This window comes from Erwinia sp. SLM-02 (assembly GCF_037450285.1).
Classification (GTDB): Bacteria; Pseudomonadota; Gammaproteobacteria; order Enterobacterales; family Enterobacteriaceae; genus Erwinia.
The window spans coordinates 2,498,906-2,517,683 of the sequence record NZ_JAQISN010000001.1 but is presented as its reverse complement, the minus strand read 5'-3'; the positions used below and the strand labels follow the sequence as shown (position 1 = coordinate 2,517,683).

General features: G+C 59.4%; 18 protein-coding genes. 14 read left to right on the top strand and 4 right to left on the bottom strand.

Annotated features, from left to right (window positions below; all coding sequences use genetic code 11):
• Window positions 1-26: 26 nt before the first annotated feature.
• Window positions 27-1,013, bottom strand: a complete 987-nt coding sequence (locus PGH32_RS11610; RefSeq protein WP_314420827.1) for an autoinducer 2 ABC transporter substrate-binding protein — start codon at window positions 1,011-1,013, stop codon at window positions 27-29.
• Window positions 1,014-1,594: 581 nt separating this feature from the next.
• Between PGH32_RS11610 and PGH32_RS11605 the strand changes: the two genes are divergently transcribed.
• Window positions 1,595-2,779, top strand: a complete 1,185-nt coding sequence (locus PGH32_RS11605) for an MFS transporter (RefSeq protein WP_337894090.1) — start codon at window positions 1,595-1,597, stop codon at window positions 2,777-2,779.
• On the opposite strand, the gene pdxR is transcribed toward PGH32_RS11605, so the two are convergent.
• Entirely contained in the window at window positions 2,769-4,202 is a 1,434-nt protein-coding gene (pdxR, locus tag PGH32_RS11600) for a MocR-like pyridoxine biosynthesis transcription factor PdxR (RefSeq protein ID WP_337894089.1), read from the bottom strand. The genes PGH32_RS11605 and pdxR overlap by 11 nt on opposite strands.
• An 87-nt stretch (window positions 4,203-4,289) precedes the next feature.
• Between pdxR and PGH32_RS11595 the strand changes: the two genes are divergently transcribed.
• On the top strand, window positions 4,290-4,742 hold the full coding sequence (locus PGH32_RS11595; protein ID WP_337894088.1) for a rhodanese-like domain-containing protein: 453 nt from the start codon (window positions 4,290-4,292) through the stop codon (window positions 4,740-4,742).
• Between the two features lie 34 nt (window positions 4,743-4,776).
• Here PGH32_RS11595 and flk read toward each other — a convergent pair whose 3' ends face one another.
• Both flk and PGH32_RS11585 read right to left on the bottom strand, forming a co-directional pair.
• On the bottom strand, window positions 4,777-5,790 hold the full coding sequence (flk, locus tag PGH32_RS11590) for a flagella biosynthesis regulator Flk (RefSeq protein WP_337894087.1): 1,014 nt from the start codon (window positions 5,788-5,790) through the stop codon (window positions 4,777-4,779).
• A 111-nt stretch (window positions 5,791-5,901) separates the two neighbouring features.
• A complete protein-coding gene (locus PGH32_RS11585) occupies window positions 5,902-6,798 on the bottom strand; it encodes a DMT family transporter (RefSeq protein ID WP_337894086.1) in 897 nt (298 codons plus the stop codon).
• A gap of 108 nt (window positions 6,799-6,906) precedes the next feature.
• Between PGH32_RS11585 and PGH32_RS11580 the strand changes: the two genes are divergently transcribed.
• The 12 genes from PGH32_RS11580 (at window position 6,907) to argT (ending at window position 18,733) form a co-directional block, all read left to right on the top strand.
• Entirely contained in the window at window positions 6,907-7,683 is a 777-nt protein-coding gene (locus tag PGH32_RS11580; RefSeq protein WP_314420818.1) for an AraC family transcriptional regulator, read from the top strand.
• Window positions 7,684-7,773: 90 nt separating this feature from the next.
• Window positions 7,774-8,901, top strand: coding sequence for a 4-phosphoerythronate dehydrogenase PdxB (gene pdxB / locus PGH32_RS11575; RefSeq protein WP_337894085.1), 1,128 nt, complete (start codon window positions 7,774-7,776; stop codon window positions 8,899-8,901).
• A gap of 106 nt (window positions 8,902-9,007) precedes the next feature.
• Entirely contained in the window at window positions 9,008-10,018 is a 1,011-nt protein-coding gene (locus tag PGH32_RS11570; protein ID WP_314420815.1) for an aspartate-semialdehyde dehydrogenase, read from the top strand.
• Window positions 10,018-10,833, top strand: coding sequence for a tRNA pseudouridine(38-40) synthase TruA (gene truA, locus PGH32_RS11565; RefSeq protein ID WP_314420814.1), 816 nt, complete (start codon window positions 10,018-10,020; stop codon window positions 10,831-10,833). Before PGH32_RS11570 ends, truA begins: the two co-directional genes overlap by 1 nt.
• 29 nt (window positions 10,834-10,862) lie before the next feature.
• Window positions 10,863-11,525, top strand: coding sequence for a DedA family protein (locus PGH32_RS11560; protein WP_314420812.1), 663 nt, complete (start codon window positions 10,863-10,865; stop codon window positions 11,523-11,525).
• A 169-nt stretch (window positions 11,526-11,694) separates the two neighbouring features.
• Window positions 11,695-12,606 (top strand): acetyl-CoA carboxylase, carboxyltransferase subunit beta, encoded by a 912-nt coding sequence (gene accD / locus PGH32_RS11555; protein ID WP_314420811.1) that lies wholly within the window; start codon window positions 11,695-11,697, stop codon window positions 12,604-12,606.
• Window positions 12,607-12,672: 66 nt separating this feature from the next.
• Window positions 12,673-13,935 (top strand): bifunctional tetrahydrofolate synthase/dihydrofolate synthase, encoded by a 1,263-nt coding sequence (gene folC / locus PGH32_RS11550; protein ID WP_337894084.1) that lies wholly within the window; start codon window positions 12,673-12,675, stop codon window positions 13,933-13,935.
• On the top strand, window positions 13,925-14,725 hold the full coding sequence (gene dedD / locus PGH32_RS11545; RefSeq protein WP_337894083.1) for a cell division protein DedD: 801 nt from the start codon (window positions 13,925-13,927) through the stop codon (window positions 14,723-14,725). The genes folC and dedD overlap by 11 nt, the downstream gene beginning before the upstream one ends.
• A gap of 286 nt (window positions 14,726-15,011) precedes the next feature.
• Window positions 15,012-15,497, top strand: coding sequence for a colicin V production protein (gene cvpA / locus PGH32_RS11540; RefSeq protein WP_105591244.1), 486 nt, complete (start codon window positions 15,012-15,014; stop codon window positions 15,495-15,497).
• A gap of 35 nt (window positions 15,498-15,532) precedes the next feature.
• Complete coding sequence (purF, locus tag PGH32_RS11535; protein WP_314420804.1) at window positions 15,533-17,050, top strand: amidophosphoribosyltransferase; 1,518 nt, start codon at window positions 15,533-15,535, stop codon at window positions 17,048-17,050.
• Window positions 17,051-17,119: 69 nt separating this feature from the next.
• The gene (locus PGH32_RS11530; protein WP_314420801.1) at window positions 17,120-17,689 is read left to right on the top strand and encodes a UbiX family flavin prenyltransferase; all 570 of its coding nucleotides are present in this window, start codon (window positions 17,120-17,122) and stop codon (window positions 17,687-17,689) included.
• A 261-nt stretch (window positions 17,690-17,950) separates the two neighbouring features.
• Window positions 17,951-18,733 carry a lysine/arginine/ornithine ABC transporter substrate-binding protein ArgT gene (gene argT, locus PGH32_RS11525; RefSeq protein ID WP_314420800.1) on the top strand — a complete coding sequence of 261 codons (783 nt, stop codon included), beginning with the start codon at window positions 17,951-17,953 and terminating at the stop codon, window positions 18,731-18,733.
• The last annotated feature ends 45 nt before the right edge of the window (window positions 18,734-18,778 follow it).

The window sequence follows — 18,778 nt, the reverse complement described above, 5'->3', positions numbered from 1 at the left end:
GGCCAGCAAGCGCTGGCCCGAATCTGTCAAAAGCCGAGGGATGCTGCGTTGTCTTTGGTGACTTCCAGAATGCGGTTGAAGCGGATCACGTGATGTTCCATATCCACATCCGCCTTGCCGATGCCGTCGATGGTCAGGTCAGGCGTGACTTCTTTGCCGTCCAGCAGCTGGTCTGCCAGGCTGACCAGCGCGAAACCGGCATCTTTCGGATCCCACAGTAGCGCTTTTTTGATGTCGCCGGAGGCCAGGTATGGCGCAGCCTGCGCCGGCATGGCAATACCGACGACGGCAATTTTGTTTTTCGCGCGCTTGCTCTTCACCGCCTGGCCGGCACCGATTGGGCCAAGTGAACCGAAGCCGATGATGCCCTTCAGGTCCGGATAGGTACGCATCAGGTCGAGGGTGGTGGCGTAGGATTTATCAATGCTTTCCGCCACCGGCAGGCGTGAGGTGACCTCATGCATGTTGGGATATTTTTCTTTCTGGTATTTAATCGCCGCATCCGCCCAGGCATTGTGCAGCGGTACGGTCAGCGAGCCGACGTAAATGGCATAGCCGCCCTGGCCGCCCATCGCGCTGGCCAGCTCATCCATATTTTTTTGTGCGTACTTCACGCTGTCGATGGTTTCCACATCCCACTGGCCAATCTGCTGGTCCGGAGATTCGTGGGTCAGCACCACAATGCCCTGGTCGCGGGCTTTTTTCAGCACCGGCTCCAGTACCTTGGCGTCATTTGGCACCACGATAATCGCATCGACTTTTTTGGCGATCAGGTCTTCAATCACTTTCACCTGCTGCGCCGGATCGGCGGTGGATCCCCCGACCTGATAGGCGTTGACGTCGAGTTTTTTCGCCGCTTCATCCACGCCTACTGCCATGCGGGTGAACCAGGGAATGCCGGTTACTTTGGCGACCAGCGCAATATCGTGTTTTTCCGCAGCCATCAGCGGGGTGGTTAACAGCATGCAGGCGGAAACAACACATGCATTCAGTAATGCGAGATTGAATTTCATAGCAGTACCTTTGTTTTGTAGGGCGTGTTTTTGTCAGGTAACAGGGGTTTTAACAACGGCACCAGGATAGCAAGAAGGATTTGCGGAGGATCGGAGCAGAATGGAATTATGTGATCGGTGACTTTTTATGTTTGTTTTTATGATTTATTTGGTTAAATAATTGTTAATTATTGTGGTTTAGTAGTAATTTTACGCCAAATACTGGTTATTGTTTTGTTAATTATTATCTGTTTGTTAACAAATGCATATCATTTGATCTCTGTGCTTCTCTGTCTCGGGCAGAAATGGTTACTCAGGGTGATTATCGGGCGATTTTGTTATCGAAACTGCGAGAATCATCGCATTTCTCTCCCCGGGCGCCATGCCCTGAATGGAGTCAACGTTAGAATTTATTACGTTATTTTCGTACAAAATGCAGTTGCTCTGCCAAAAACGGTGAATGCGAGGCATCTCACGAACTCCGTTTTCAATTATTGACGAAATGAAATTTAACAGCCAATATTTTCATCTTTGAAAAAAAAATTCCACGAAGTCGCTCCACCCTCTGCGGGCAGCGTGGGTTTTCCTCAGGAGTCGTAAGCATGTCGGTCAGTGTTGAAGCGCGCCCCGCGCAGGCTACCCGCGAGCTGGCGCGGATTTCGTTTGCCGTTTTTCTTACCTATCTGACCGCCGGGCTGGCCCTGCCGGTGATCCCGCTGTACGTTCACCAGGAGCTGGGCCTCAGCAACGTGATGGTCGGCATCGCGGTCGGTATTCAGTTTTTCGCCACCTTACTGACGCGCGGCTATGCGGGCAGGCTGGCGGATCAGCGCGGTGCCAAGCGCACGACCGTGCAGGGGATCCTGGCGCTGGCGCTGGTGGGCGTAGCCTACCTGCTGGCGGCTTTTCTGCCGCTGCCGGTGGCCGGAAAGTTTGCGCTGCTGGTGGCGGGCAGGCTGCTGCTGGGCTTCGGTGAAAGCCTGCTGCTGACCGGCAACCTGACCTGGGGAATGGGGCTGGTCGGGGCGAAGCGCTCCGGCCAGGTGATGTCGTGGAACGGCATGGCGATTTACGGTTCGCTGGCGGCCGGTGCGCCGCTGGGCCTGATGCTGCACAGTCAGTGGGGCTTTATGGCGCTGGGTGCGGCGACGATCCTGCTGCCGCTGGTGGCGCTGCTGATTAACGTCAGCATCCGGCCGGTGCCGGTGCTGGGGGGAGAACGCCCCTCGCTGTGGAAAGTGGTGGGGCAGATTATGCAGCCCGGCTGCGCGCTGGCGCTGCAGGGCACTGGCTTCGCGGTGATCGGCACGTTTACCTCGCTCTATTTTGCCGATCGCCTGTGGGGCAATGCCGGATTTGCGCTCACCGCGTTTGGGGTGGCGTTTGTTATGGTGCGAATTTTCTTCGGCGGGCTGCCGGACCGGCTGGGCGGCGCGCGGGTTGCGCTGATCTCACTGGGCGTTGAGGCGCTGGGCCTGCTGCTGCTGGGCGTTGCGCCGAACGGCTGGGTGGCGCTGGCCGGTGCAGCGCTGACCGGCTGCGGTTGTTCGCTGGTGTTCCCGTCGCTGGGCGTTGAGGTGCTGAAACGGGTCGCGCCGCAGGTGCGCGGCACGGCGCTGGGCGGATTCTCCGCCTTCCAGGACATCGCCTACGGTGCCAGCGGTCCGTTGACCGGCATCCTTGCCACCACCTTCGGCTACGGTTCAGTGTTTCTGGCCGGGGCCGCCTGCGCGGCACTGGGGATTGCCGTGACCTTCAGCTTTGCCCGCAGCGCTGTCAGTAGCTGAGGCGCGCCAGCTTAGCGACCGCCTGAGTGATTTCGTTCGGCTGCAACGCCGAATATCCCAGTATCCATCCCTCACGCGCCTTGCTGCCCGGCTGATGATAAAGCGGCGACAGGCGCGGCAGCAGCAGCCCCTGCGCGGCGGCCTGCTGCGTCAGCCGCTGCTCACCGCCGTGGTTTAACTGCACGGTGAGCTGTAAGCCTCCCTGATGTGCCAGCGGCGTCAGCCTGTCGCCCAGTTTATCCGCCAGCTCCCGGCACAGCAGATCGCGACGGCTGCCGTACAGCTGCCGCATCAGCCGCAGGTGGGCGGCGAAGTGACCGTGCTGGATAAAATCGGCGGTTACCGCCTGCATCAGCTGCGCGCTGTGTCCGTCCATCATGCTGCGCAGGCGGCAAAGCGGCTCGATTAACGCGTCGGGCACTACCAGATAGGCCAGCCGCAGCGAGGGAAACAGCACCTTGGAGAAGGTGCCGACGTACAGCACCCGCGCGTTGTCCTCCAGCCCCTGTAGCGCAGGCTGGGGATTGCGGTCGTAGTGAAATTCGCTGTCGTAGTCGTCCTCTACCAACCAGCAGCCGCTGCGGCGGGCGAAGTCCAGCCACGCCAGCCGGCGCGGCAGCCCAAGAGTCACTCCGGTGGGATACTGGTGGGAGGGCGTCAGGTACACCAGCTTCGGCGTGCCTTCCGCAGCGGGCACTGCCCCGCGATCGTCCACGTTGATACCGCTTACGCGCGCCCCGGCGCTGCGAAAGGCGTGCCAGGCACCGGCGTATCCGGGTTCCTCCAGCCATACCGGATCGCCGCTGTCGCACAGCAGCAGCGCAATCATCTGCAGCGCCTGCTGCGAACTGGTGAGGATCATCACCCGGTCGGCGCTGCATCTGACGCCGCGCGACTGGCCGAGGTAGTCTGCCACCGCCGCCCGCAGCTGCGGCAAGCCCTGCGGGTCGCCGTAGCGCATCAGTTTTTCCCCCTCAAGCCGCTGCCGCTGCTGCATTAGCCGTCGCCAGGTGCGGTGCGGGAAGGCATGAAGGTCGGGGGAACCGGCGGCAAACGCCTGCGGAAACTGCGGGTCATCGCAGCCGCCGCCGCGATAAATCAGCCGGCCGCGGGTGGAAAGCTGCACCGGGGGTGACTTCACCTTCCGACGGTTCACGGCGGGCAGGTCATGTGCAACAAAGGTGCCGCGCCCGGTTTGCCGGGTCAGATAGCCCTCGCTCTCCAGCTGGGCATAGGCCGCTTCGACCGTCACGCGGGATACCGCCAGATCCTGCGCCAGCAGGCGGGAAGAGGGCAGGCGTGCCGCGCTGCCGAGAGCCCCGCTGCGGATCGCCTCACGCAGCATGGCGCAGACGCGTTCGCGCAGCGTGGCGGCCTGCTGCTGGCCCAGCAGTGCCAGATAAGGTACGGCGTTGTGTGGCATATGGGTCTTATCCCTCGTCGGGTAATGGTCTTACTGTTAAGGCCAATTTCGCCCTATCATGCCAGCACTGACTTCAAGAGGATAATTATGATGACATCATCTGCCGTTTTACAGTTTCCCCCAATGACACCGGAACAGAGCGAAGCCCATCTGCGGCAAAAGCTGGCCTGGTATGCCGATGCCTGGGATCTGGCGCAGGATTTAGCGCAGGGGATCGAAGAGATTGTGGCGATCGATACGCGTTCCCCGGAGCAGTATCAGGCCGGGCATATCTGCGGGGCCATCAGCTTTCCGCATCGCACCATGACCGCCGAAACCCTGGCGGCGCTCGATCGCAGCAAGGTATACGTGACCTACTGCGACGGTATCGGCTGCAACGGCTCCACCAAAGGTGCGTGGAAGCTGGCGGCGGCGGGGTTTAAGGTGAAAGAGCTGATCGGCGGGCTGGACTTCTGGCTGCGGGACGGTCATCCGGTAGCGACCGGTGACGCGCCGGGCCGCTGGCCGAAAGCGGCCATGCTGCCCGACTGCGGCTGCTAAATGCGTCTTTCAGGTGAGGATCCTTATGATGCCGTTACAGCAGGGCCCACAGCAGCAGCACGACCAGCAGCAGCAGCGAAAATGCGGTGAACACCGGGCGGCGGCTGAACGGTTGCAGCACGGGCGGCAGCGTGCTCCACAGCGGCTGCGGTGCAATTTCCCCCCCGGCCCGCAGCTGGGCGGCACGATGTTTAAACAGCGCATTCAGCAGGTCCTGCACCTGCGCGGTACTCAGTAGCGTCAGCGGCTGCACGTGGAAGCGCTGCTGGCAGTGATCCTCCAGCAGACGCAGTTCGGCGGCGTCCGGCGGCTGTTTCAGCGCCGCGATCAGCTGGCTCAGCGTGGGGCTGCCGTGCTGGCTGAGGGTGTGGCTGACCTGCAGATACTGGGTCAGCAGCGGGAAAAATCGTGACGGGATCGGATCGCCGCTCTGCAGGTTCACCACCTTCATCAGCGCGGCCCACAGTTTGACCGGCGACTCGCCGGTTGCGGCCGCAAGGCGGGCGATCTGCAGATTCAGCGCCTGATGCTCGGCCGGCAGCAGGGAGCGATCGGTTACCCGGTTCTGCTGCGGCTGCGGAATGGTCATCTGTCCGTTCTGCAGCATCGTCAACACCTGGCGCAGCTGATCGGGGTTCAGCGAGCTGAGCACGGTCTGGCCAAACTGCTGGCGGATAAAGTCGCTCACCGCCTGGCGGTTATTCCCTGCGGGCAGCAGTTCGGTCAGCTGCTGCTGCAGCTGTCGGGTAGCGTGGGTATTCTGCACCTGCGCCAGACGGGTATTCAGGAACTGTTCGGCCAGAGGAAAATGGCGGGCCAGCAGTCCGGCATCGTTCTTCACGCCGACTTCATGACGCAGCCCGGCCCACAGCTCCACGGATTTCAGCGAGCTGAGGGACATGATCCTGACGATCAGCCGTTCAAGCGTGGTGCGCTGGGCAGGGGAGAGCGGCTGGTCGCCGGAGGCGGTGCGCGGTGCGTCGGACAGGGGCGCGATCGTCGGACGATCGCCGGGGGATGGCGCTCCGGGGCCACTTAACGGTTGCATGGCAAAAATCCTTCAGTCGGGTTCCGGGGCGTGCCGTAACAGAGAAATTAATGCCACATGATAACAATCCCACCCGGCGATCGAAAGGTCACCGGGCGGGAATAAGGCGTATTATCCCTGTTTTTTATCATGAAGGCCGCGCGTAAGCGGCATTCGCAGCTGCTGGGCGAGGATCACGCCAAGCAGGGTAACGCCGCCGCCGATAAAGTGATAGCTCTGCAGGGTTTCGTGCAGGAAAGCCACGGCGATAATCGCGGTAAAAATCGGAGCCAGGTTCATAAAGATGCTGGCGGTGCTGGCCCCCAGGCGCATTACGCCCTGGATCCAGACGAACGGAGCGACGATGGAGGCCGGAATGGCAGCAAACAGCACCAGCGGAATATTGTGCATATTCAGCGACACATCCGGCGCCATCAGGAAACCGGGCGTCAGCAGGATGACGCCAAACAGGATCTGCATCCACAGGCTCTGCCAGTTCGGCAGCGGTATCGCCCAGCGTTTAGTTAATACGCCGTACAGCGCATAGGAGGTGGAGGCGGCAAACATCATCAGTTCACCTTTGCCCATGCCGTGGGTCAGCAGCTGTGCCGGATTGCCCTGGCTGACCAGCCACACCAGGCCGCCAAACGACAGCACGCTGCCCAGCAGAATGCCCACGGTGGGAGCCAGCCGCAGAATAAAAATGCTCAGCAGCACGGTCAGCAGCGGGATCAGCGCGTTAAGAATGCCCATAAACAGCGCGCTGACGCTGTGCGCGGCGAAGTACGCCAGGCTCTGATACAGCACCATGCCCAGCAGGCCGAGGATCAGCAGTTTCCACCAGACCTGCGCGATTTGCTGCCGGTGCCGCCAGACGCCGGGCAGCGCGAAGGGGGCCAGTACGACCAGGGCAATCAGCCAGCGGTAAAAGGAGATCGCCGCAGGGTCGATTGCGCTGGCCGACATTTTGCTGACGATGGCATTAACTGACCAGATCAGCACGGCCAGCAGGGGAAACATAAAATTCATCAGATTCTCGCGTTATTGTCTTTACAGTCCAGAGGGGGCAAAGTGTAAACTTGTCTCATTAAAAACAAATAACGATAATCAGACATTATTGCTCTGGGACCGGACAAGATGATTCAGCAACTGACCTACACGCCGCCGGAGAATGCCGCCGGGATGAGGCTGTTTTTCCGCTATGAGCTGGCGAATGCGCAGACGGAGTATCTGCCCCACAGCCACAGCTGGGGCCAGGCGATCTTCGTTAAATACAACGTGCTGGAGATGCAGGTGGAGGGCGAGCGGCTGCTGACCCCGGCCAATATTCCTATCTGGATCCCGCCGGGCAAGATGCACGCCAGCTATAACCACAAGCAGGCGTTTTTCCGCACGCTGAACATTGCCGGTTCGCTGTGCGATCGGCTGCCTGACCGCGCCTGCCTGCTCAGAGTCAGCCCGATTGTTCATGCCATTATGGATGATTTCGCCGCGCGCGAGCTGCCGTTGCCGGAAACGGAGGAGGATCGTCGCCTGGGCGAGGTGCTGCTGGATCAGCTGCATCAGGCGCAGATCGGTCCCAGCTATCTGCCGTCGACCCGCGATAAATATCTGGCGCCGGTCCTGCAGGCGCTGGAGCAGAATCCGGGCGATAACACCACGCTGGCGCAGTGGGCCAGGCGCGTCTACACCACCGAACGCACGCTGTCGCGCCGCTGCCAGGCGCTGCTGGGGATGTCGTTCAGCGAGTGGCGGCAGCGGCTGCGCTTTCTGCACGCCGTGGCGCTGCTGGAGCAGGACAAAAGCGTCCAGGACGTGGCGCTGGAGCTGGGCTACAGTTCGGCATCGGCACTGATTGTGATGTTTCAGCAGCAGTCCGGCACCACGCCGGAGCGCTATCGCCAGCGCATCTGACGGTGCGGCTTTCGGGCAAACGGGGGGTTATTCAGCAGGGGGCTTTATGGCAGAATAGCGCTCCTTATTGAGCCTGACTGGATACCCCCTGTGAAAATCCTCGTTGATGAAAATATGCCCTACGCGCGCGAACTGTTCAGCCGCACCGGCACCGTGGTTGCCGTTCCCGGACGCCCGATCCCGGCGGCGGAGCTGGATGATGCCGACGGCCTGATGGTGCGTTCGGTCACCAAAGTGAATGCCGCACTGCTGGACGGTAAGCCGGTTAAGTTTGTTGGCACGGCCACGGCCGGCACCGATCATATCGACGAGGAGTACCTCAGCCAGCAGGATATCGCTTTCTCTGCGGCACCCGGCTGTAACGCCATTGCCGTGGTGGAATACGTATTCTCCGCTCTGCTGCTGCTGGCCGAGCGCGACGGCTTCCTGCTGAAAGACCGCACCGTCGGTATTGTTGGCGTGGGTAACGTGGGCGGCCGGCTGCAGGCACGGCTGGAAGCGCTCGGGATCCGCACGCTGCTGTGCGACCCGCCGCGCGCCGATCGCGGTGATGCGGGCGAGTTCCTGCCGCTCTCCACCCTGGTGGCAGAGGCGGACGTGCTCACCTTCCATACCCCACTGTTCAAGCAGGGGCCATATCAGACGCTGCACATTGCCGATGAAGCGCTGCTGAGGGCGTTAAAACCCGGCGCTATCCTGATCAACGCCTGCCGTGGCCCGGTGGTAGACAACGCCGCGCTGCTGAAGGTGTTAGAACAGCGTGACGATCTGAGCGTGGTGCTGGATGTCTGGGAACCGGAGCCGGAACTGTCGCTGCCGCTGCTGGATAAAGTCGATATCGCCACCGCCCATATCGCAGGGTACACCCTGGAAGGCAAGGCGCGCGGCACTACCCAGGTATTTGAAGCCTGGACGCAGTTTATCGGCCAGCCGCAGCAGGTGTCGCTGGATACCCTGCTGCCCGCCCCGGAATTCGGCACGATAACCCTGCGTGGCGAGCTGGATCAGCCAACGCTGAAACGTCTGGTGCATCTGGTGTATGATGTGCGCCGCGATGACGCACCGCTGCGCCATGTGGCCGCCATTCCGGGTGAGTTTGACCGCCTGCGGAAGAACTATCTGGAACGCCGTGAATGGTCATCGCTGCGGGTACAGTGCGATAACGCCGAAACGGCCTCGCTGCTGGCGAAGCTGGGTTTTAATGCGACCGGTGAGTAAGTATTTGTAAAACCGTGCGTTCCTCTCCCTTTATGGGAAGTATTCTGAAACATTGCGGTGTTCCGACACCGCACTTTTTTTATGTCATTATCTGGAGTAAACCAACATGTCTGACGGCTGGAATATCGCGCTTTTGGGCGCAACAGGCGCAGTAGGGGGAGCTTTACTGGAATTACTGGCTGAACGCCAGTTCCCGGTTGGTGAGCTGTATTTGCTGGCAAGCGAGCGCAGCGCGGGTGAAGTGCGGCGCTTCGAGGGTAAATCAGTGCGGGTGACCGATGCGGCAGACTTTGACTGGTCACAGGTGCAGCTGGCCTTTTTCGCCGCCGGTCGTGACGCCTCGGCCCGCTACGCGGAAGATGCCGCCAACGCCGGATGCCTGGTTATTGACAGCAGCGATCTGTTCGCGCTGGAGCCGGACGTGCCGCTGGTGGTGCCGGACGTCAATCCACAGGTGCTGGCCGACTACCGCAACCGCAATATCGTCACCGTGGCGGACGGCTTAACCAGCCAGCTGCTGAGCGCAATCAAGCCGCTGATGGATAATGCCGGCCTGGGCCGGTTGCAGGTGACTAACCTGCTGGCAGTGTCCTCCCACGGTAAGGTGGCGGTGGATTCGCTGGCCGGTGAGAGCGCCCGTCTGCTGAACGGCATGCCGGTGGAAGAGAGCCACTTTGGCCGCCAGCTGGCGTTCAACCTGCTGCCGCTGCTGCCCGATGCCGAAGGCAGCGTGGCGCAGGAGCGTCAGCTGGTGGAGCAGGTGCGCAAGGTGCTGCAGGACGAAGGCCTGCCGATTGCGGTCAGTACCGTGCAGGCACCGGTGTTCTATGGCAATGCCCAGATCGTACATATCGAGAATTTGCGTCCGGTTTCTGCGGAAGAGGCGCGGGAAATCCTGCTGGAAGCGGAAGATATCAACGTCACCGATGAAACGGACTATCCGACCCCGGTGGGCGACGCCTCCGGCAGCGCGCACCTGAGCATCGGCTGCCTGCGCAACGATTACGGCATTCCTGAACTGCTGCAGTTCTGGTCGGTGGCCGACAACGTGCGCTTCGGCGGCGCGCTGATGGCGGTGAAAACGGCCGAGAGGCTGGTGCAGGAGTATATGTACTGATGTCGGACATCAACGTGCCGCAGCCGGTGTACAGGCTGGCACTGGGCATTGAATATGATGGCAGCCAGTACTATGGCTGGCAGCGACAGAACGAAGTGCGCAGCGTGCAGGAAAAGCTGGAGAAGGCGCTGTCAAAAGTGGCCAACCATCCGGTAGTGGTGTTCTGCGCCGGTCGGACCGATGCGGGCGTCCACGGCACGGGGCAGGTGGTGCATTTTGAAACCACCGTCCAGCGTAAGGATGCGGCGTGGACGCTCGGCGCAAACACGAATCTGCCGGGCGATATCGCCGTGCGCTGGGTTCATGCGGTGCCGGATGACTTCCACGCGCGCTTCAGCGCCACCGCGCGGCGCTACCGCTATGTGATTTATAACCAGCGGCTGCGCCCGGCGATCCTCGGCGGCGGAATGACCCATTTTTATCATCCGCTGGACGTGGAAAAAATGCAGCGTGCCGGTCAGTGCCTGCTGGGCGAGAACGACTTCACCTCGTTCCGCGCCGTGCAGTGCCAGTCGCGCACGCCGATGCGTAACGTGATGCATCTCAACGTCAGCCGCCACGGCGCCTACGTGGTGGTCGATATCAAAGCCAACGCCTTTGTGCACCATATGGTGCGCAATATCGTCGGCAGCCTGATGGAAGTGGGCTGCGGCAATCAGCATGAAGGCTGGATAGCCGAGCTGTTAGCGGCGAAAGATCGCACGCTGGCGGCCGCCACGGCGCGAGCGGAAGGGTTGTATCTGGTCGCGGTGGATTACCCCGATCGTTTTGCTTTACCACGTCCACCGATGGGACCGCTGTTCCTCGGGGATTAATCTGGCCTGGATTTCTAAAGGAAGCCTTTATGGAACTGATTCGTTTCGTTGTCGATTTCATTTTGCATATCGACGTCCACCTTGCGGAGCTGGTGGCACAGTACGGCGTGTGGGTCTACGCCATTCTGTTCCTGATCCTGTTCTGCGAAACCGGGCTGGTGGTCACGCCGTTCCTGCCGGGAGACTCGCTGCTGTTCGTGGCCGGGGCGCTGGCCGCACTGCCGGGCAATGACCTTAACGTTCATACCATGGTGGCGCTGATGGTGGTCGCGGCGATTATCGGCGATGCGGTGAACTACACGATTGGGCGGCTGTTCGGCGATAAGCTGTTCAGCAATCCGAATTCGAAGATTTTCCGCCGCAGCTATCTTGATAAGACGCACGCTTTTTACGAGCGTCACGGTGGGAAAACGATTATTCTTGCTCGCTTCGTGCCGATCGTCCGAACTTTCGCGCCATTTGTGGCCGGAATGGGCAAAATGTCCTATCGTCATTTTGCCCTTTACAACGTATCGGGCGCGCTGCTGTGGGTGCTGCTGTTTACCTATGCCGGTTATCTGTTTGGTAACATGCCGATGGTGCAGGAAAACCTTAAGCTGCTGATTGTGGCGATTATCCTGTTGTCCATTTTGCCGGGCGTAATCGAAGTGTGGCGTCACCGCCGCGCGGCACGTCAGCAGAAACAGCAGTAACAGAAATCATCAGGCGATACCCGTCCGACCAGATTTTTATCCACAGTCACGGGCGGTTATGGTTTAATGAGCGACAATTTATGGTTTGTGCCGCTGGCATATTTGCGGCACAAAAAAGAAAAACTGGCTTACCCTGCGGGGAAACCAGGTTCAAACAGAAAGGTCATCAATGAGCTGGATTGAACGAATTCTCAATAAGAGCACAATCACCCCATCGCGTAAGGCAAGCATTCCTGAAGGCGTCTGGACCAAGTGTGACAGCTGCGGGCAGGTTCTTTACCGTGCCGAGCTGGAGCGTAATCTGGAAGTCTGTCCGAAATGCGATCACCACATGCGTATGCACGGTCGTGACCGCCTGAACAGCATGCTGGATGAAGGTTCAACGACTGAACTGGGCAGCGAGCTGGAACCAAAAGATGTGCTCAAGTTCCGGGATTCCAAAAAATACAAAGATCGTCTTGCGGCTGCTCAGAAAGAGACTAACGAAACCGACGCGCTGATCGTGATGAAAGGCACCCTGCACGGGATGCCGGTCGTGGCGGCGGCGTTTGAGTTCTCCTTTATGGGTGGCTCAATGGGTTCCGTGGTTGGCGCGCGCTTCGTGCGTGCGGTTGAGCAGGCGCTGGAAGATAACTGCCCGATGATCTGCTTCTCCGCTTCCGGCGGCGCGCGTATGCAGGAAGCGCTGATGTCGCTGATGCAGATGGCGAAAACCAGTGCTGCACTGGCCAAGATGCAGGAGCGCGGTCTGCCGTATATCTCGGTGCTGACCGACCCGACCATGGGCGGCGTGTCTGCCAGCTTCGCGATGCTGGGCGATCTGAATATTGCTGAACCGAAGGCGCTGATCGGCTTTGCCGGCCCGCGCGTTATCGAGCAGACGGTGCGTGAAAAACTGCCGCCGGGCTTCCAGCGCAGCGAGTTCCTGATTGAAAAAGGCGCGATCGACCTGATCATTCGCCGCCCGGTTATGCGCTTCAAACTGGCCAGCCTGCTGGCTAAAATGATGAATCTGCCTGCTCCGCAGGAAGAAGAAGTCAACGAGGCCGAAGCGACCGGCCCGCAGAGCCAAGAGGCCTGACCGATGATGAGAAAGAGGTCTTCGGGCCTCTTTCACCAATGAACCGTAACTTTGTGAACGGGACACATGGATAATCTTCCTCAAGCCACGTCGCCTCTTGCCGCGTGGCTTTATTATCTTGAGCATTTACACTCTCAGGCTATCGAACTCGGGCTGGACCGTATCCGCCGGGTTGCCACCTCACTCGATCTGTTAACACCCGCCCCGAAGGTCTTCACCGTTGCCGGTACTAACGGCAAGGGCACCACCTGCCGCACGCTGGAAACCGTGCTGATGGCCGCCGGTTATCGCGTTGGCGTGTACAGCTCTCCACATTTAATCCGCTACACTGAACGTGTGCGTATTCAGGGCGAAGAGCTGGCCGAATCGGCGCACACCGCGTCGTTTGCGGCCATTGAAGCCGGGCGCGGAGAGACGTCGCTCACCTATTTTGAATACGGCACGCTGTCTGCGCTGTGGCTGTTTAAACAGGCGAAGCTGGACGTGGTGATCCTCGAAGTGGGGCTGGGCGGACGGCTGGATGCGACCAACATCGTTGATGCCGACGTCGCGGCAATCACCAGCATCGCGCTGGACCACGTTGACTGGCTTGGCCCGGACCGCGAAAGCATCGGCCGCGAAAAAGCCGGGGTGTTCCGCCAGGGTAAACCGGCCATCGTCGGGGAACCGGATATGCCGTCAACGATTGCCGACGTGGCGCGGGAGGTTGGCGCACGGCTGCACCAGCGCGGTCGCGACTGGTCCTTTAGCCTGACCGAAGGCGGCTGGTCGTTCCGCGATGCTAATGGCAGTATTGAAAATCTGCCGCTGCCGCAGGTGCCGCTGCCGAATGCGGCTACCGCACTGGCGGCGCTGCGGGCGTCGGGGCTGCCGGTGGATGAAGCCACGATTCGCGCCAGCCTGCATCAGGCGATCCTGCCCGGCCGCTTCCAGACCGTAGCGCACTCGCCGCAGGTGATTCTGGACGTGGCGCACAACCCACACGCGGCCGCGTATCTTGCCGGGCGGCTGGCGGAACTGCCGCAGCGCGGGAAGGTTCATGCGGTGGTCGGGATGCTGCATGATAAAGATATCGCCGGAACGCTCGCCTGCCTCAGTCCGCAGGTAGATTACTGGTACTGCGCGCCGCTGGAAGGCCCGCGGGGTGCCTCCGCCGGCCAGCTCAGCGCCCATCTTAACGGCGCGCAGACGTTTGATTCCGTGGCGGATGCCTGGCATCAGGCGCTGCAGCAGGCGGCGGAGCAGGACATTGTGCTGGTGTGTGGGTCATTCCACACGGTCGCGCACGTAATGGAAACGATGGCAACGGAGAACGGCAGTGGCAAGTAAGTTTCAAAACCGTTTAGTCGGCACCGTTATTATTGTTGCGCTGGGCGTTATCGTGCTGCCCGGCCTGCTGGATGGTAAAAAGAAGCACTATAAGGAAGAGTTCGCGGCGATCCCGCTGGTGCCGAAACCGGGCGACCAGCAGGAGACCGATCTGGTGCCGCCGGTGACGCAGTCGCTGCCAGCGCAGCCGCCGGAAGGGGCGGGTGAGGCGATAGGCCGTGCCGACGGGGAGAACTCCTCGCAGGCCGACAGCGGATCGACCGCGCCGAAGTCGAACAATCAGCCGACGCTGGTTTCGCCGCCCCCGGTGCAGCAACAGCCGGTTCAACAGCCGCCAAAAGTGGTTGAGAAGCCGAAGCCGGTAGAGAAGCCGAAACCGGTGGAAAAACCGAAGCCGGTTGAGAAGCCTCCTGTTCAGCAGCAGCAGCAGCAGCAGCAGCAGCAGCAGCAGCAGCAGCAGCAGCAGCAGCAGCAGCAGCAGCCTCAAACTCAGCCTAAGGTGGAAACTCCGGCGGAGAAACCGGCACCGGCTGAAACGGCACCGTCCGGCCAGGCCTGGGTGGTCCAGCTCGGCGCGCTGAAAAATGCGGCCAAGGTGAACGAAATCGTCGCGCAGCTGCGGCTTTCCGGCTATCGTGCATTCACCGTGCCGGCGACGCCGGTTGCCGGGCAGATAACCCGCATCTACGTCGGGCCGGATGCATCGAAAGCCAAAATGCAGGCCTCGGTCGGTGAGCTGCAGGGCATTTCGGGTCTTGGCGGCGTCGTCAAAGCCTGGGGTGCGCGCTAACCGCCACTGAGCGGAATCAGCAATCACTGCAACAGGTGCCACCCGTTGATTGACGGCGTGGCACCGGCCTGCGTTTGGCCGAAAGCAACCTGATATAAAGCAAATCAACGAATTGCATTCTGGCGTCGTGAGCGGCAGGAATGTCGCCCTCCGCCGGTTTTTTCAGCGTTTTCGTTTATTTAAAACGACGCAGGAAAACCCTACGCAAACGTTTTCTTTTTCTGTTAGAATTCGCCCCGAACTGGATGCAGGGGCGTTTTCACGATTACTGTCACTGGAAGAGTTCATGGTCTGGATAGATAACGTCATTATTGCGGTTATAGCTTTTTCGGCTCTGGTTAGCCTGATCCGTGGGTTTATTCGGGAAGCACTTTCTCTCGTGACCTGGGGGTGCGCATTCTTTGTCGCCAGTCATTACTTCTCCTATCTTGCCGTCTGGTTCACAGGATTTGAAGACGAGCTGATTCGGAATGGAATCGCCATTGCAGTGTTATTTGTTGCCACCTTAATCGTGGGCGCAATCGTTAACTATGTAATTGGTTCGCTGGTTGAGAAAACCGGCCTGTCGGGTACCGACAGAGTGCTGGGCGTCTGTTTTGGGGCACTGCGTGGCGTACTGATTGTGGCCGCTATGCTGTTTTTCCTCGACACATTCACCGGCTTTTCCAAAAGCCTCGACTGGCAGCAGTCGAAGTTAATCCCTCAGTTCAGTTACATCATCGGGTGGTTCTTTGACTACCTGAAGAGCACGTCGAGTTTTTTGCCCCGGTAATCGCACCGGGGTTGCGGCTATGAGGAAATGTCAATATGTGCGGTATTGTCGGGATCGCCGGTTTCATGCCGGTCAACCAGTCGATTTATGACGCGTTAACGGTGCTTCAGCACCGTGGGCAGGATGCCGCAGGCATCGTGACCATCGATGCATTAAATTGCTTCCGCCTGCGTAAAGCAAACGGTCTGGTCAGCGATGTATTTGAAGCCCGCCACATGCAGCGTATGCAGGGTAATATGGGTATCGGCCACGTGCGCTACCCGACGGCAGGAAGCTCCAGCGCTTCTGAAGCCCAGCCCTTCTACGTGAACTCTCCTTACGGGATTACACTGGCCCATAACGGCAACCTGACCAATGCGCACGAGCTGCGTAAAGAGCTGTTTGAAACCGGTCGCCGTCATGTTAACACCACGTCGGATTCTGAAATCCTGCTGAACATCTTTGCGCAGGAAGTGGACCGTTTCCAACAGGATCCGCTGGAAGCCGAAAACATCTTCTCCGCCGTTGCCGCCGTGCATCAGCGCGTACGCGGTGCCTATGCCTGCGTGGCGATGATCATCGGCCACGGTCTGGTTGCCTTCCGCGACCCTAACGGCATTCGCCCGCTGGTGATCGGCAAGCGCGCGCTGGTTGATGGCCGCACCGAGTATATGGTGGCCTCTGAGAGCGTGGCGCTGGATACGCTGGGCTTTGAATTCCTGCGCGATGTCGCCCCTGGCGAAGCGGTTTACGTGACGGAAAAAGGCCAGCTGTTTACCCGCCAGTGCGCTGAGAACCCGAAGGTTAACCCGTGCCTGTTCGAGTACGTGTACTTCGCGCGTCCGGACTCCTTCCTCGATAAGATTTCGGTGTACAGCGCACGCGTGCGCATGGGCACCAAGCTGGGTGAGAAAATAGCCCGCGAGTGGGAAGACCTGGACATCGACGTGGTGATCCCAATCCCGGAAACCTCCTGCGATATCGCACTGGAGATGGCGCGTATTCTTGATAAGCCATACCGTCAGGGCTTTGTGAAGAACCGCTACGTGGGTCGTACCTTTATCATGCCGGGGCAGCAGCTGCGCCGTAATGCGGTTCGCCGTAAGCTGAACGCTAACCGCGCTGAGTTCCGCGGCAAGAACGTGCTGCTGGTGGATGACTCTATCGTCCGCGGTACCACCTCCGAGCAGATTATCGAAATGGCGCGTGAAGCCGGTGCGAAAAAAGTGTACCTGGCGTCGGCGGCACCGGAAATTCGCTTCCCTAACGTCTACGGCATCGATATGCCAAGCGCCACCGAGCTGATTGCTCACGGTCGTGAAGTTGAGGAGATCCGCCAGCTGATCGGTGCTGATGCGCTGATTTTCCAGGATCTCGACGACCTGATTGAAGCGGTGAAGGAAGAGAACCCGGATATCGCCCAGTTCGAGTGTTCGGTGTTCAACGGTATTTACGTGACCAAAGACGTCGATCAGCAGTACCTTGAGTATCTGCAGTCGTTGCGTAACGACGATGCCAAAGCGATGGCGCGTCAGAACGAAGTCGAAAACCTGGAAATTCATAACGAAGGCTAAGCGCTTCGGGGTGTAAGCAGGTAAGATGGGCCGGAAGCAATTCCGGCCCGTTTTTTTTAAGGATTTGGTATGAAAAGACTGATTATCGGCATCTCCGGTGCCAGTGGTGTGATCTACGGCATTCGCACGCTGCAGGTGTTACAGCAGGTCAGCGATGTGGAGACGCATCTGATAATGAGTCAGGCCGCGCGGCAAACGCTGGCGCTGGAAAGCGACTACACGCTGCGTGAGGTGCAGGCGCTGGCCGACGTGGTCCACGATGCGCGCGATATTGCCGCCAGCATCTCCTCCGGATCGTTCAAAACCGACGGCATGGCGATCCTGCCGTGCTCGATGAAAACCCTTTCCGGTATTGTTCACAGCTACAGCGACGGCCTGCTGACCCGTGCGGCCGATGTGGTGCTGAAAGAGCGTCGCCGACTGGTGCTCTGCGTGCGCGAAACGCCGCTGCACCTCGGCCACCTGCGGATGATGACCACCGCGGCGGAGCTGGGGGCGATCATTATGCCGCCGGTGCCGGCGTTTTATCACCGCCCTGAAAATGTCATGCAGATTGTCGACCAGACGGTGAACCGCGTGCTCGACCAGTTTGATATCACCCTCGACCACGATCTGTTCACGCGCTGGCAGGGTGCATAGCCGATGGTGCACTGCACCATCATGGTACAAATGTTGGTGCTGAATCGCATTTCGTGCAGATGTTGCACCATTGTGAAACATTGTTGCCGCTAAGTCCTTTCAAACCTGCTATATATTCCCCAGCAAACCGGGCATTTACGCTGCCCTGCTTAACACGCTGAAAAAAGCGGAGATTGCCACAAAATGTGGCATGAAATCTGCAAAACAAACTGCGTGGACAAACATCACGAATCCTATAATAAGACGACTCGAGGGTAATCTATGAAAAAGCAGGTCCTGGCTCTTTCCCTGTTGCTGGCTATCACCTCAGCAGGCAGCGCATTTGCTGCCGGTCCAAAAACGCTGCGCATCGGCACCGATCCGACCTATGCTCCGTTTGAAATGAAAAATGCCCAGGGGCAGCTGGTTGGCTTTGATATCGATCTGGCCACCGAAATTTGTAAGCGTATGGAAACCAAATGTACCTTCGTGGAAAGCGATTTTGATGCGCTGATCCCGTCGCTGAAAGCGAAGAAAATTGACGCCATCATCTCCTCCCTGTCAATTACCGAAAAACGCCAGCAGGAGATCGCCTTCTCAGAAAAACTGTACGCGGCGGACTCCCGTCTGATCGCACCAAAAGGCTCTAAAATCCAGCCGACGCTGGAGTCGCTGAAGGGCAAAAACATCGGCCTGCTGCAGGGCACCACCCAGGAAACCTACGCCAACGATAACTGGCGTCCAAAAGGCGTAACCGTAACGCCTTACGCAAACCAGGACCTGGTGTATCAGGATCTGACCGCGGGCCGTATCGACGCCGCATTCCAGGATGAAGTCGCCGCCAGCGAAGGCTTCCTGAAGCAGCCTGCCGGTAAGGACTATGCGTTTGCCGGTCCGTCAGTGAAAGATGAAAAAATCTTCGGTATTGGTACCGGTATGGGCATGCGTAAAGACGATCCGGCGTTAAAAGCAGCGATCGATAAGGCATTCGACGAAATTCGTAAAGATGGTACCTACGATAAGTTGGCAAAAAAATATTTCGACTTTAATGTATACGGCGATTAAGTAGTCCCTGTCTGCCAGCCTCACTGTGCTTGCGGTGAGGCTGCA

What these genes read in the sequence shown, in the direction of transcription:
- cvpA (WP_105591244.1), top strand. Translation starts at nt 15,012, where the DNA reads ATGGTCTGGATAGATAACGTCATTATTGCGGTTATAGCTTTTTCGGCT.
- truA (WP_314420814.1), top strand. Translation starts at nt 10,018, where the DNA reads ATGTCGGACATCAACGTGCCGCAGCCGGTGTACAGGCTGGCACTGGGC.
- purF (WP_314420804.1), top strand. Translation starts at nt 15,533, where the DNA reads ATGTGCGGTATTGTCGGGATCGCCGGTTTCATGCCGGTCAACCAGTCG.
- accD (WP_314420811.1), top strand. Translation starts at nt 11,695, where the DNA reads ATGAGCTGGATTGAACGAATTCTCAATAAGAGCACAATCACCCCATCG.
- PGH32_RS11605 (WP_337894090.1), top strand. Translation starts at nt 1,595, where the DNA reads ATGTCGGTCAGTGTTGAAGCGCGCCCCGCGCAGGCTACCCGCGAGCTG.
- PGH32_RS11560 (WP_314420812.1), top strand. Translation starts at nt 10,863, where the DNA reads ATGGAACTGATTCGTTTCGTTGTCGATTTCATTTTGCATATCGACGTC.
- pdxR (WP_337894089.1), bottom strand. Translation starts at nt 4,202, where the DNA reads ATGCCACACAACGCCGTACCTTATCTGGCACTGCTGGGCCAGCAGCAG.
- PGH32_RS11585 (WP_337894086.1), bottom strand. Translation starts at nt 6,798, where the DNA reads ATGAATTTTATGTTTCCCCTGCTGGCCGTGCTGATCTGGTCAGTTAAT.
- PGH32_RS11610 (WP_314420827.1), bottom strand. Translation starts at nt 1,013, where the DNA reads ATGAAATTCAATCTCGCATTACTGAATGCATGTGTTGTTTCCGCCTGC.
- PGH32_RS11595 (WP_337894088.1), top strand. Translation starts at nt 4,290, where the DNA reads ATGATGACATCATCTGCCGTTTTACAGTTTCCCCCAATGACACCGGAA.
- flk (WP_337894087.1), bottom strand. Translation starts at nt 5,790, where the DNA reads ATGCAACCGTTAAGTGGCCCCGGAGCGCCATCCCCCGGCGATCGTCCG.
- folC (WP_337894084.1), top strand. Translation starts at nt 12,673, where the DNA reads ATGGATAATCTTCCTCAAGCCACGTCGCCTCTTGCCGCGTGGCTTTAT.
- PGH32_RS11580 (WP_314420818.1), top strand. Translation starts at nt 6,907, where the DNA reads ATGATTCAGCAACTGACCTACACGCCGCCGGAGAATGCCGCCGGGATG.
- PGH32_RS11570 (WP_314420815.1), top strand. Translation starts at nt 9,008, where the DNA reads ATGTCTGACGGCTGGAATATCGCGCTTTTGGGCGCAACAGGCGCAGTA.
- argT (WP_314420800.1), top strand. Translation starts at nt 17,951, where the DNA reads ATGAAAAAGCAGGTCCTGGCTCTTTCCCTGTTGCTGGCTATCACCTCA.
- PGH32_RS11530 (WP_314420801.1), top strand. Translation starts at nt 17,120, where the DNA reads ATGAAAAGACTGATTATCGGCATCTCCGGTGCCAGTGGTGTGATCTAC.